The following is a 12497-nucleotide window of genomic DNA, read 5'->3' as shown; positions in this document are numbered from 1 at the left end:
GGCAGCGGCCGCGAACTACTGCTTGTCGGTAGAAATGGCTTGCTGCCAGGCCTCGCGGACGGCGTCAAGTGCTTCGATTGCGGAGATGCTGAGTTTCGTTTGGCCGGCCAACTGTGTGTGCCATTCCGCTGGCGATGGCGCACGTTGAAACAGGTAACTGCCGGGGGCCTTGTTGGTGGGGCCGTACCGCCGAAAGAGCACTGCCGCAGTGTTGTCGATAGCGCCGAGCTCACTGAGGGCCCATAGGTCCCAAAGGTCGCGCGCCGCATGTCGATCGGCCCATGTCGCTGTCTTGGACGCTGCGAACGCTGGCAGGGTTGGCACGTTGAGAGTGGCGGGCGGAGCGTCGGCATAGCGCTGAACGAGGTCTCGGCGTTCGGTCGGCCATACGACTCGGTCTCGGGGCGACAACAGCTGCAGCCGCACAGGATTTCCGTCCAGCGGGCGCAGCACAACCGGGAGAGTATCCGCCGTACTACTCAACGCAGGCTCGATTGTGATCCTGCCGTGCGTACGTGCGACCGCGCGCGGCAGTGCAACGTCAAGGTCGCGCGCCACTTCCTTACGGCTGCCGACAGCAATCAGATCGATGTCCTCGCTGAGCCGGCCCTCCGGAAGATGCGTGCGGGCAAGCGCGGTGCCGCCGATGAAATGGATCCGGTCACCGAACTTACGGCTGAGGAATGCCAGAAGATGTGAGATGAGGTGGTCCCGTTCGACCTGTTCTGTGGAGACGCCGAACTGTGTTGCCACCGAGTCGCGTTCGTCTCGATTCATGACAACTCGCGTACCCAGTTTTCGGCCCGGCGGAGCGAGGCCAATCTGCGCTGCTCGGTCGCCAGCTCCCGGAGACGGTCCTTGTCGCTGCGCGCGAAGAGGTCAGCGACAGCCGATGGGACGTCTGCTTGAGCGTCGCCGAGGGCGGGACGATGGGCCAGATCGAGCACTGTCTGCTCGGGCGTTGTTGTCAACGTCGGCCCCAACTCTGTACGAACGCGCTCGGCGTCGAGGCTGGTGGTGTCGCGTTTGACGAACCGGACTGTCGCGGGGCGGTCCGACAACACGATCGCTCGATGCTGTCGCGGCACCGCCACGACAGCAGTTGCCAGAGCACGCGGAATCACCCCGTGCAGCCGTGCGGCACTCACACCCATCACGACGACGTCCTCTATTGCGTAGATCGCCGATCCGATTCCGGCAGCGGCTGATTCAAGCCCGGGTATCCACTTGCGACCCACCATGTCCTGGGGGACGACGACGTAGTAGCCATCGGCGAGTCGGTGGAGTAGGCCACGTTCGGCAAGCCGAACCAGCTGGGCACGAGGATGGGCATAAATGCTCGCCGCGTCGCTGGGGCGAATTGTTCTCAGCGGTGCCTGGGTGAGGTCCACCGGAATGGGAGTACTTCGCGTCAGCGCCATCACTGGTCCTTGGGTATGCAAATCGTATTCCCCAACAGTACGAAATGCATACTTATGATGCAAGTGTCTGAGGTGAAAATCGATACAACCGCCCGCTGGGGCGACGTTGATGATGTTTCGGTAACGGTTCAGAAAAGTCTTCGAACGTAATCGGCAATGTCCTGCGTCCGCTACGCCTACGCTGTTTTCCTTGATTTGTCAGCCATGGTTCGAACACCACCGTGACCAAAGGGCGCCGGCGCAGGAATGGGGGACGACGAATGCGCTTTGCGACAACCGTGATCACCATCGCCGCTGTTTGTGCACTTGCCGCGGGCTGTGGTCAATCAACAGAACAGTCGGCCGAAAAAACATCGACCACACCGATGATCACGTCGTTTCCGCCGACACCCCTGAGACAGACAACCCTGCCCCGATTACTCCTCTCGCCTGAACAGATCAATGCGGCGATGGGGGCGGGGCAAATGGCCGTCACGGCTGCCGGCGCTCAAATGTCCGACGACAGCGCGACGATGGAGCCCCGTGAGTGCCTGGCGGTGGATGGTGCCGTGCAAGCGCCCGTATACGCCGACAGCGGATACACCGACGAGCAAGAGGTGTCGCTACGGGAGCCCGACGTCTTCGCTCACTACGCCAAGCAGGCCGTGGTTCGATTCGTAGACGCCGAACAAGCCAAGGCCTTCTATGACTCCTCGGCTCGACAGTGGCCGGCGTGCAAGCGCTACAGCCACACGCAAACCGGGACGCTGTGGGAAGTGGGGCCGATCTCGGACAAGGACGGCGTGCTGAGCACGATCGCGACGCAGACCAACGCCCAGGCCGGCGGGTGGGCGTGTGGCCGCGCCCTGACCGCCAACAACAACATCGTCGTCGACGTCAACACCTGCAGCGCCAACCCGGCGGATTCGGCGGTCAAGATCGTCAAGCAGATCTCCGCACGGATCGACGCGCCGCCCATCGGTTCGTAGGGCCGGTCCGCCGCTCACGCGCTGGGATGACCGGATGGCTGTGGCGAGTGTGCACGCACACTCGCCACAGGCGCCCACACGTTGTAGCGGGCAGGGAAATCAATTGGGTCCCAGCAGGTTTGCCGTGCTCCCGAACTCGCGTCGGGAACTGCGCGGCAGATCGGCCGCTAGAACCACACTTTTCGGCCGCCGACGGGGCGACCGACGGCACCGAGGATCCACAGGATGATCCCGATCACCAGCAAGATGCCGCCGATCGTGTAGAGGATCGAGATGCCGGCGAAGTAGCCGATCAGCAGAAGAATGATGCCAAGCACAATCATGGTCGGTTCGATCCTCTCGGGTGCAACTGAAGTGTTGTCGGCGAGGAGAATTGCCCGATCCGTCGATTTTCAAACCTGCCGGTGCGTCGACACCGGATTTGTCAACGCTGAACTGCGGTTATGCGGGCGGCGGCGCAGGAGGTGGTGGCGGTGGAGCCGGGGGCGGCAGGGTTATCGGCGGCAGCCCGGGAATCTCGATGACGTTGGGCGGCGGGGGTGGTCCCAGCTCGTTGAGCGTTGGCGGCGGCGGAATCTGGGGGGCCGGGATATAGACCGGCGGCGGCGGTGGCACATAGCCCGTGCTGGTGTTGATGGTGATGATGGAGCCGGGAATGGTCCTGCCGCTCGGGGTGGTTCCGACCACCGAGCCTTTGGTCGCGTTGCTGTTGACGGGCGTGGGTTTGTCGGCCACTCGGAAGCCCGAGTCCAACAGCCGTTTACGCGCCTCGTCGACCTTCATCCCGGACACGGTGGGAACCTCGCCGCCGGGGCCGCCGTCGACGTATCGGGGATCGGTGGGCGGCAGGGCCACCGGACCGAACGAGTCCGCGATGGGACTCATTGCGGCATACCACGTCAACGCCGGCTCGGTACCGCCGAAGAGCGTGCCGTTGCCGCACTTGCGCAACGGGTATGAGCACAGCCCCGACGGTGACGAGGAGTCATCGAAGATGTAGTTGGCGGCCGCGTACCGGTTGGTGAAGCCGAGGAAGCCCGATGACCGGTGGGCCTCTGTGGTGCCGGTCTTGCCGGACATCGGCAGCTTCCAGCCGACTGAACTCGCTGCGCCGGTGGCGGTTCCGTTCGAGTGATCCTTACCCAAAGCGTTGGCCAAGGTGTTGGCAAGGCCCTCGGGTACCGCCTGGTCGCAGGGAACGGTCTGCACACCCACCTCACGGCCGTGCCGGTCGAAGATCTTGTCGATCGGGTTCGGTGGGCACCAGGTGCCGCCCGAGGCCAGGGTCGCCCCGACATTGGCCAATTCGAGTGCGTTCAGCTCAAGCGGGCCGAGCGTGAACGATCCGATGTTCTGCCGCTTGACGTAGTCGGCGATGCTCTCGTCGGAATCGGGATTGTAATCACGGGCACTGCCGGGTTCGGCGTAGGACCGCAACCCCAACCGGACCGCCATGTCCACCGCGCGCGGTACACCGATCTGCGAGATGAGTTTGGCGAACGCGGTATTGGGCGACTGTGCCAGGGCGTCGGTGACATTCAGCGAGCCGGGGAACGCCCTGGCGTTGCGCACACACCAGGTTTCCCTCGGACAGCCCGGTGTGTCACTGCTGCCCAGTCCCTTGCCCATGAAGGTTCCGGGGACATCCAATTGAGTTTTGATGCCCATGCCCATCTCAAGGGCGGCGGCGGTGGTGAAGACCTTGAAGATCGACCCGGCGCCGTCACCGACCAACGAAAAGGGCTGCGGCTGCACGGTTTGGTTGGCATCCAGGTCGAGCCCGTAGGTACGGCTGTCGGCCATCGCGATCACGCGGTGGGTGTCCTTGCCCGGTGTGATCACGTTCATCACGCTCGCCACCCCGTTGGCGTCCGGGTCGGCGTACTTCTGTAGCGCTGCCTTGACACTGTCCTGAACCTTGGGATCCAGCGTGGTCCGGATCAGATACCCGTTGCGTGCGATGTCTTCCATGGTCAAGCCGGCCCGCGCCAGATACTGCAGGACGTACTCACAGAAGAAGGCGCGGTCGCCTGCCGCGATGCAGCCCTGCGGCAGCGGCTCGGCGTGAGGGAGAACCCCCAGCGGTGCGGCCTTCGCGGCGCGTAATTCCTCGGCCCGGTCCGGCAGATAGTCGATCAACGTGTCGAGCACCAGGTTGCGCCGTGCCAGGGCACCGTCCGGATTGGTGTACGGGTCCAGCGCGGTGGTGGACCGCACCACGCCGGCCAACAGGGCCGCCTGCGGCCAGGTGAGGTCGGCGGCGTCGACGCCGAAGTACGTGCGCGCCGCGTCCTGAACTCCGAAGGCGCCGTTGCCGAACGACACAAGGTTCAGATATCGGGCCAAGATCTCGCTTTTGGGAAGGGTCTTGTCCATCGCCAGCGCGATCCGGATCTCGCGCAGTTTGCGCGCGGGGCTGATCTCGACGGCGGCCCGGCGCTCGGCATCGGTTTTCGCCTTGACCAGCAGGTTGTAGTTCTTCACGTATTGCTGCTCGATGGTCGACCCGCCGCGTACGTCCTCGATGCCGCGCATGTAACCGAACAGTCCGTTCAGCGTTCCCTGGACGTCCACCCCGTTGTGTTCGACGAAGCGCTTGTCTTCCACCGAGACGATCGCCAGCTTGATGGTGTCGGCGATGCGATCGCTGGGCACCGCCCACCGTCGCTGCTCGTACAGCCAGGCGATCGGTTGACCGGAGGCGTCGACCATGGTGGTGACGATCGGCGCGTCACCTTCGAGGACTTGTGCCGAATCCTGTGCGACCGTGTCGGACAACCGCGCCGTGATGATGCCGATACCGCCGACGACGGGAAACATCAACACCGCCACGAGCAATCCGGCCAGCACACAGTGCATGGCCAACTTGGCAACCGTAGACCGCGAACCCGCGGGCGGGCCGGACATGCCCTCTAGCGTAAGGCCGTCAACGGCCGTCTATGGGTAGATCGCACGCAACACGTTGGCTACGTTGTGATTTCAGAACGCTGGAAGATCCACTCTGGCGGCCTACCGGTGAATGGGGTCCGGCGCTGTCGGTGTCGTGGCGATCTGCTGCGCAACTGGCGCGAAAGCGCGTCGCTAACGATCGCCGCGACTGCAGTTGGGATCGGCCGGCTTGGCCGGCCACGTGCAGATGTCGATGTAGGTGGTGTTGGCATATCCACCGCCGTCGAATACGCCGTAGGCGTCACCGTGGGTGCCGGTGTAGGTCGCCCCGCCGCCTCCGCCCCCGCTGGAGGAGATGATCGTGGTGAGCGCCCACCCCTTGCCCTGCAGCGCGTTCTTGTACGCGGTCATCACGTCAGTCGGTGACCCGTTCGCCTGGTAGTGCAGGTGGATCCCGCCGTCGGCGATGTCATCGGGCCCTTTGGTCTGCTGCACGTCCGCCGGCGTCGGCAACAGCGATGTCAGTGCCTCACCGGTTGGGGCCGCGGTGGTGGTCGTGGCCTCGGCTTTCTCGGTCACCGGGCTACACGCCGTGGCGGCCAGGCCGATCGCCAGAGTCCCGATAAAGCAGGTCGCGGTGCGGTTGATCATCGGCCTCCCCGTTCGTCTTGCCGCACCGTACCAAGGCTGGCAAAGGTGGTTGGGCAAGATCGACGCGGCAAAAGGCCAGGTAGTTCCTCCTGCAAGGACCGATTACTCGGCTTGTCGCAACCGCGAGGCCCTGTGACCCGGGCGGGTGCGGCAGCTTACACAGCGGATTGCGGGCAACGGCCAAGCCACGCCATAGGGTGCGATTTGTGATGGCGGCGTGCCCCAAATGTGACTGTTGCGTACCAGTGTTTCCCAAGTGACTCAAGTGCAACAAGCGCACTTCACGTCAGATCGGGGACGATCGATCAGCAGAACGGAGTGAACCGCCGTGTACATCAGTCGAACAGTTGACACCCGCACCGCGCGGATCGCGCTCTCGCTGATCCGCCGTCCCATCAAGAGCCGACGGTATCCCGCCAAGCAGGAGCGCTTGGTCACCCCGCAGGAAGCGGCTCTGCTCAGCCGGTGACTCAGGCGGCCCGGCCGGTGTTCTCGGCAACCTGCTCGGCGTCATAGGTGTTGATGGCGACGCTGTCGAGGATCGCGTGCAACTGCGCGGCCTGTGCATGTGGGCTGAGGTCGGTCGAGCGGTAGATGCGCCCGGCGGCACGTGCCTGCCGGCGCACGTGGCGGGTACGGTCCATGCGCAGCTCTTCGTACCGACGCAGTCGCGGCCCGAGTTCGTCAGAACCGGCTCCACGCAACACGACGGCCAATGTGATCGCGTCTTCGATGGCCTGATTGGCGCCCTGTCCGAGATGCGGCGTGACCGCGTGGGCGCTGTCGCCGAGCAGGGTGATCCGGTCGGTCGACCACCGGTCCAGCGGCTCACGATCGTAGATGCCCCAGCGGAAGGTGGAGTCCATCGCCGCGATGATGGCAGAGACCCTCGGGTCCCAGTCCTGGTAGGCGGCAGCGAGTTCGGCGACATCTCCGGGGGCGGTCCACGATTCGGTGACCGGGAGATTGGTGGGGACGAACGCGACGATGTTGAGCAGGTCGCCGGCCGACACGGGGTAGGCCAGGAAACTCTGCTGCGGCCCCAGCCACATGGAGCTGGCGTTCATGTCGACTGCGCCACGCAACCGCTCGGCGGGAATCAGCCCGCGGTAGGCCATGATCCCCTCGCTGACGGGTCCGGCCGCGCGCGTCACGAGGCCCTGCAGGCGGGAGTGGATTCCGTCGGCACCGACCAGTAGGTCCGCTTCGACCGTTGAGCCGTCGGCGAATTCGACCTGTACCCCGTCGGCGTGCTCGGTGGCTCCCACGCAGGAGCGGCCCAGGTGCAGGGCGTCGGCGGGTAGCGCGTCGGCAAGGACCTTCTGGAATTCGCCACGGTGCAGGCACCAGGTCCGGGCCGGATCTCCGAAGCCGAGGCTCGACGGCTCACCGGCGATCGGATCGGCCTGCCAGGTGCGGAACTGGTAGTGCGTGACCGGCCCGGCGATCGCGGCCACCGCATCGCCCAATCCGAGGCCAGACAGGATGCGCGATCCGTTCGTCGCTATCGAGACACCCGCGCCGAGCGCCTTGAGTTCGTGCGCCTGTTCGTACACGGTCGCGTCGATCCCGTTGGCACGCATGGCGATCGCGGCAGTCAACCCGCCGATGCCGGCACCCACGACGGCAACTCGAAGCCCGGTCATGAGGTCCTCCTTTGTCCACGATAAATGTACCGATCGATACGTCATTGACTATAAATGTACCGATCGGTACAGTCAAGGTGTGGCCAGGACAGCGGATCCCGTCAAGCGCGAAGAGCTGTTGAAGGGTGTCGTCGGTTACCTCGAGCAGCACGGCATCGGCGAGATGTCGCTGGCGCCCATGGCCCAGGCTCTCGGAACGAGCAAGCGAATGTTGCTGTACTACTTCGGGGATCGGGCCGAACTGCTGGCCCAGGCCCTCGAAGCGAGCCGTCCGCAGCTGGGGGAGATCTTCAGCGCCGTCACCAGTGCTGACGAATTCGTGGACGCGGCACGGACCTTGTGGCGGGAACTCACCCGGGGCGGTGAGCGTCGCAACGTGCGCCTGCTGTTGCAGGTCCTCAGCCTGGCGGTCACCGATCCCGAGACGTATGGCGAGGCGGCCAGGAGCGCGGTCGAGGTCATGATCGCCCCGATCGCCCAGGCGTTGTCGGCAATCGGCTACTCCACCGACAATGCGTGTGCGCGTGCGACTTTGGTGGTTTCCGGCTTGCGAGGATTGTGTCAGGACAGGTTGGTCACCGCGGACCGCGCGCGGGTCGACGCGGCCGCCGAGCTCTTGATCGCAGCGGTGGTCGGCGCACCCGTCGACTGACGAGCTAGCCGTCGACGGGATGCGGGTAGAGATCCTGACGGTGCTGAAACTTCAGGATCTCGGGGTTCACGACGATGCCGTCACGAACTTCGATGGCCCGCGAGACCGTGTTGTCCGCATCCCAGGCTGCCGGGCCGGCCAGCACCGTCTCGATGTGCGGCATCAGCGCCTCGCTGATCTCCCACGTCGCCGAGTTCCACAGGTAGGACGGGCTGTGGTCCACGGCGTAGTAGTAGACGCCGTCGCCCACCATGCAGACCGGCTCGGTGAAGGAACTCGGGCGCGCCCAGCTGAAGCCCATGCCGGCATCGCAGGAGACGTCGACGAGGAGGCTGCCCGGGGTGAACATGGCCAGATCGTCTTCCGTGACGAAGATCAGTGGAGCGTTGGGGTCTTGCAGCACGCAGTTGACGACGATGTCGTTCTCGGCGAGGAGACGCGCCACCGGCACCACACCGTCCTCCGGCGTATCGGCCCAGGTCAGCTCGGGAGTGTCCTTGTCGCGTCCCATTTGGACGATCTGCGTCGAGGGGATCGGCGACCCGACGGCTGCCACCTCACGGTTGGTCAGGACGCGGACATCATCGACACCGTGGGCGTTGAGGGCGGTGACCGCGCCGCGGGCCGTCGCACCGAATCCGATGACGGCGGCGCGGAGCCGACGACCGTAGCTGCCGGTGATTCCGGACAGCTGCATCGCGTGCAGCACCGAGCAGTAACCCGCGAGTTCGTTGTTCTTGTGGAAGACGTGCAGGCCGAATCCACCGTCGGCCTGCCAGTGGTTCATCGCCTCGAAGGCGATCAGGGTCAGCCGGCGGTCGATCGCGATCTGCGTGAGAGCGGCATCCTGCACGCAGTGCGGCCATCCCCAGACGACCTGGCCGACCCTCAGCTCGGCCAGATCCTCCGCCTGCACCTTGGGCAGCAGGACGACGTCACAGTCCGCGATGATCTCGTCGCGGGTCCTGATGCCGCCGACCAGCTCGGCCAGTGCGTCGTCGGTGGCGCCGAACTCTTCGCCATAGCCGCGCTCTAGGAAGACGCGTTGGCGCATCGGGGGATCGATCCTGCTGAAGTGCGCCGGGTGAATGGGCAGCCTACGTTCGTTAGGTTTCCTGGAGTGGGCCAGAACTCCCAACGAAAGCTGTTCCACCTCAGCGCTTCTGGGCGTGTAGTGGCACTACGGTGGCGTGCGCCTCGGTTTTTCGAGGAGATGTGTCAGACATCGCTGGGCCCCTTGATTGTGAGGGCCTGAGTGGTCCCGATGCCTTGACACTACGCGGCGGGCGGGCCGCCGCTGCGATCAGTTGCCGGTGCGCTCCATCGCCCGCGCCACCACGCCACGCGCCGGACGCTGGCGCACCAGCTGCGGCCACCAGAACCACCGGCCCATCAACGCCGCGATCGACGGAGTCATGAACGACCGGATCACCAGGGTGTCGAACAGCAGGCCCAGCCCGATCGTCGAACCGACCTGGGCCACCACGATCATCTCGCTGACCACCATCGACATCATCGTGAACGCGAACACGAGACCGGCCGCCGTCACCACCGACCCGCTGCCGCCCATGGCCCGGATGATGCCGGTGTTGATACCGGCGGGCAGTTCCTCTTTGAGGCGCGCCACCAGCAGCAGGTTGTAGTCCGCACCGACGGCCAGCAGCACGATCACCGCCATCGCCATCACCATGAAGTGCAGTTCGATGCCCAGCAGGTGCTGCCAGACGAGGACCGACAGGCCGAACGATGTGCCCAGCGAGACCAGCACGGTGCCGACGATCACCGCGGCCGCCACCAGACTGCGCGTGATGATCAGCATGATGATGAAGATCAGGCACAGGGCCGAGATTCCGGCGATGATCAGGTCGTAGTTGTTGCCTTCCTGCATGTCCTTGAACGCCGACGCGGTGCCGCCCATGTAGATCTTGGACCCCTCCCACGGGGTGTTCTTCATGGCTTCCTTGGCGGCCAGCTTGATGTTGTCGATGAGCCCGATGCCTTCCGGCGTCAGCGGGTCACCCTGGTGAGAGATGATGAAGCGCACCGCTTTTCCGTCGGGGGAGATGAAGCTGTCCATACCCCGCTTGAAGTCGGCGTTGTTGAAGATCTCCGGCGGCAGATAGAACGTGTCGTCGTTCTTGGAGTCGTTGAACGCCGTACCCATGGCGGTCTGGTTGTCCTGCATCTCCGCCATCTGATCCTGCAGACCCTTCTGGGTCTGATACATGGTCAGCATCATCGTCTTCATGTTCCGCATGGTCTCGATCTGCGGCTGCATCATGGTCGCCATCTGCGGCATCAGTGCATCGAGGCGGTGCATGTCGGGCATCAGTTGCTGGATGCTCTCGGTCATCGTGTCGACACCGTCGAGGCCGTCGAACACCGAGCGCATCGAAGAGCACATCGGGATGTTGTAGCAGTGCGGTTCCCAGTACAGGTAGTTGCGCAGTGGCCGCAGGAAATCGTCGAAATCTGAGATGTGGTCCCGCAATTCGGCGATGTCGACCACCATCTGGTCCATCTTGCCCACCATGCTGTGGGTGATGCCGCTCATCTCCTGCATCAGCACGATCATCTGATCCATCGTGTTGATGGTCTTCTGCATCTCATCGGCCTGCAGCAGCATGTCGTCGGCGCGGTCGGTGAGGTACTTGCGGTTCATGGTCTGCATGACCCCGCCCATGCTCATCTGGGCCGGAATGGTGCTGAACTCCATTGGCTCGCCCTGCGGGCGGGTGATGGCCTGCACGCTGCCGACTCCGGGCACCTCGAACATCCGCTTGGCGATCCTGTCGATCACCAGGAAATCCGCGGAGTTGCGGATGTCGTGATCGGTTTCGATGAGCACCAACTCGGGGTTCATCTTGGCCGCCGAGAAGTGTCGGTCGGCAGCGGCGTAGCCCTCCTGGGCCGGCAGATCGGTGGGCAGGTAGTTGCGGTCGTTGTAGTTGGTGCGGTAGCCGGGCAAGGTGAGCAGGCCGACCAGCGACAGCAGGATGGTGCCGAGCAGCACCGGACCCGGCCAGCGGACCACAAAGGCGCCCAGTCTCCGCCAGAAGCGGATGCGCATGGCGCGTTTGGGCTCGAGCACCTTGCCGAATCGGCTGGCCACCGTGATCACCGCGGGCCCCAGCGTCAGTGCCGCGAGCACCGTGACGGTCATGCCGACGGCCATCGGAATACCGAGGGTCTGGAAATACGGCAGCCGGGTGAAATGCAGACACAACGTGGCGCCGGCGATCGTCATACCGGAACCGAGCACCACGTGCGCGGTGCCGTGGAACATCGTGTAATACGCCTGTTCTCGGTCCTCGCCGATACTGCGGGCTTCCTGATATCGGCCGATCAGGAAGATCGCGTAGTCGGTGGCCGCGGCGATCGCCAGCGTGACCAGAAGCTGTGTCGCGAAGGTCGAGAGGCCGATCAGATTGTGATAGCCGAGGAACGCGACGAAGCCGCGGGCCACCGACAGCTCGATCACCACCATCGCCAGCACCAGGACCACCGTGATGATCGATCGGTACACCAGCAGCAGCATCGTGATGATGACGAGGAACGTGACGCCTTCGATGATCTTGACGCTGCGGTCGCCGGAGATCTGCTGATCGGCGGCAAGGGCGGTGGGCCCGGTGACGTACACCTTGAGCCCCGGCGGCGGGGACAGCTCGGCGATCAGCTTCTGGACGGCTTCCACCGATTCGTTGGCCAACAGCTCACCCATGTTGCCGGCCAGATACACCTGCACATAGGCGGCTTTACCGTCATTGCTCTGGGCCCCGGCCTCGGTCAGCGGGTCGCCCCAGAAATCCTGGACATGCTCGACGTGTTTCTTGTCGGCCTCGAGCCTGTCGACCATGTCGTTGTAGAACCGGTGCGCGTCGTCGCCGAGTTTGGCGCCGTCCCCTTGGGCCTCCAGCACGATCATCGCCGAGCTGTCGGAGTGGAACTCGTCGAAGACCTTGCCGACTCGCTTCATCGCGACCACCGACGGTGCGTCGTCCGGGCTCATCGACACCGAGCGCATCTGACCGACCACCTCGAGCGGCGGGACGGTGACACTAAGAAACGCGAGCAGTCCGATCCAGCCGACTATCACCAGAATGGCGAAGCGACGGATCCATCGAGCAACCCCCGTGTGGGGGGCTCTGGAATCGGCCATCAGGAACCCTTGGTGGTCGGCGGGGTGAGCACGATGCGGTGGTTGGGCATTGTGCGAAGGCTTACCTTACTACGCGGTGTCGCCGCCCCCTGTCTTACCAGACGCGTGAGA

Annotated in this window: 11 protein-coding genes; 3 read left to right on the top strand and 8 right to left on the bottom strand. The window is 64.4% G+C overall.

The window, feature by feature from the left end; genetic code table 11:
- Window positions 1–15: 15 nt before the first annotated feature.
- Both QQ25_RS20125 and QQ25_RS20120 read right to left on the bottom strand, forming a co-directional pair.
- Window positions 16–777, bottom strand: a complete 762-nt coding sequence (locus tag QQ25_RS20125; RefSeq protein WP_039380641.1) for a nucleotidyl transferase AbiEii/AbiGii toxin family protein — start codon at window positions 775–777, stop codon at window positions 16–18.
- Window positions 774–1421 (bottom strand): type IV toxin-antitoxin system AbiEi family antitoxin domain-containing protein, encoded by a 648-nt coding sequence (locus QQ25_RS20120; protein ID WP_039321924.1) that lies wholly within the window; start codon window positions 1419–1421, stop codon window positions 774–776. The genes QQ25_RS20125 and QQ25_RS20120 overlap by 4 nt, the downstream gene beginning before the upstream one ends.
- A gap of 260 nt (window positions 1422–1681) precedes the next feature.
- Between QQ25_RS20120 and QQ25_RS20115 the strand changes: the two genes are divergently transcribed.
- Window positions 1682–2389 carry a sensor domain-containing protein gene (locus QQ25_RS20115; RefSeq protein ID WP_039380639.1) on the top strand — a complete coding sequence of 236 codons (708 nt, stop codon included), beginning with the start codon at window positions 1682–1684 and terminating at the stop codon, window positions 2387–2389.
- A 167-nt stretch (window positions 2390–2556) separates the two neighbouring features.
- On the opposite strand, the gene QQ25_RS30640 is transcribed toward QQ25_RS20115, so the two are convergent.
- The 3 genes from QQ25_RS30640 to QQ25_RS20105 all read right to left on the bottom strand — a co-directional run bounded on the left by QQ25_RS30640 (window position 2557) and on the right by QQ25_RS20105 (window position 5929).
- Window positions 2557–2712, bottom strand: a complete 156-nt coding sequence (locus tag QQ25_RS30640; RefSeq protein WP_090431476.1) for a hypothetical protein — start codon at window positions 2710–2712, stop codon at window positions 2557–2559.
- Window positions 2713–2830: 118 nt separating this feature from the next.
- Window positions 2831–5296 (bottom strand): transglycosylase/D,D-transpeptidase PonA2, encoded by a 2466-nt coding sequence (ponA2, locus tag QQ25_RS20110; RefSeq protein ID WP_039380636.1) that lies wholly within the window; start codon window positions 5294–5296, stop codon window positions 2831–2833.
- Between the two features lie 174 nt (window positions 5297–5470).
- On the bottom strand, window positions 5471–5929 hold the full coding sequence (locus tag QQ25_RS20105) for a hypothetical protein (protein WP_039321918.1): 459 nt from the start codon (window positions 5927–5929) through the stop codon (window positions 5471–5473).
- 328 nt (window positions 5930–6257) lie between these two features.
- Here QQ25_RS20105 and QQ25_RS31120 point away from each other — a divergent pair, with 328 nt between their 5' ends.
- Window positions 6258–6398, top strand: coding sequence for a hypothetical protein (locus QQ25_RS31120; protein ID WP_162627786.1), 141 nt, complete (start codon window positions 6258–6260; stop codon window positions 6396–6398).
- Window position 6399: 1 nt separating this feature from the next.
- On the opposite strand, the gene QQ25_RS20100 is transcribed toward QQ25_RS31120, so the two are convergent.
- Complete coding sequence (locus QQ25_RS20100; RefSeq protein WP_039380635.1) at window positions 6400–7575, bottom strand: FAD-dependent monooxygenase; 1176 nt, start codon at window positions 7573–7575, stop codon at window positions 6400–6402.
- 79 nt (window positions 7576–7654) lie between these two features.
- On the opposite strand from QQ25_RS20100, the gene QQ25_RS20095 reads away from it, so the two are divergent.
- The gene (locus QQ25_RS20095) at window positions 7655–8227 is read left to right on the top strand and encodes a TetR/AcrR family transcriptional regulator (RefSeq protein ID WP_039380633.1); all 573 of its coding nucleotides are present in this window, start codon (window positions 7655–7657) and stop codon (window positions 8225–8227) included.
- A 4-nt stretch (window positions 8228–8231) separates the two neighbouring features.
- On the opposite strand, the gene QQ25_RS20090 is transcribed toward QQ25_RS20095, so the two are convergent.
- Window positions 8232–9380, bottom strand: a complete 1149-nt coding sequence (locus QQ25_RS20090) for a N(5)-(carboxyethyl)ornithine synthase (RefSeq protein ID WP_039321911.1) — start codon at window positions 9378–9380, stop codon at window positions 8232–8234.
- Between the two features lie 150 nt (window positions 9381–9530).
- Complete coding sequence (locus tag QQ25_RS20085; protein ID WP_039380631.1) at window positions 9531–12386, bottom strand: MMPL/RND family transporter; 2856 nt, start codon at window positions 12384–12386, stop codon at window positions 9531–9533.
- Window positions 12387–12497: the final 111 nt, after the last annotated feature.

It is taken from the genome of Mycolicibacterium setense (assembly GCF_000805385.1).
GTDB classification, from domain to species: Bacteria; Actinomycetota; Actinomycetes; order Mycobacteriales; family Mycobacteriaceae; genus Mycobacterium; species Mycobacterium setense.
Note: the sequence above shows the minus strand (reverse complement) of the source record. Positions and strands in the feature narration are given on the sequence as shown.

What these genes read in the sequence shown, in the direction of transcription:
- QQ25_RS20125 (WP_039380641.1), bottom strand. Translation starts at nt 777, where the DNA reads ATGAATCGAGACGAACGCGACTCGGTGGCAACACAGTTCGGCGTCTCC.
- QQ25_RS20120 (WP_039321924.1), bottom strand. Translation starts at nt 1,421, where the DNA reads ATGGCGCTGACGCGAAGTACTCCCATTCCGGTGGACCTCACCCAGGCA.
- QQ25_RS20115 (WP_039380639.1), top strand. Translation starts at nt 1,682, where the DNA reads ATGCGCTTTGCGACAACCGTGATCACCATCGCCGCTGTTTGTGCACTT.
- QQ25_RS30640 (WP_090431476.1), bottom strand. Translation starts at nt 2,712, where the DNA reads ATGATTGTGCTTGGCATCATTCTTCTGCTGATCGGCTACTTCGCCGGC.
- ponA2 (WP_039380636.1), bottom strand. Translation starts at nt 5,296, where the DNA reads ATGTCCGGCCCGCCCGCGGGTTCGCGGTCTACGGTTGCCAAGTTGGCC.
- QQ25_RS20105 (WP_039321918.1), bottom strand. Translation starts at nt 5,929, where the DNA reads ATGATCAACCGCACCGCGACCTGCTTTATCGGGACTCTGGCGATCGGC.
- QQ25_RS20100 (WP_039380635.1), bottom strand. Translation starts at nt 7,575, where the DNA reads ATGACCGGGCTTCGAGTTGCCGTCGTGGGTGCCGGCATCGGCGGGTTG.
- QQ25_RS20085 (WP_039380631.1), bottom strand. Translation starts at nt 12,386, where the DNA reads ATGGCCGATTCCAGAGCCCCCCACACGGGGGTTGCTCGATGGATCCGT.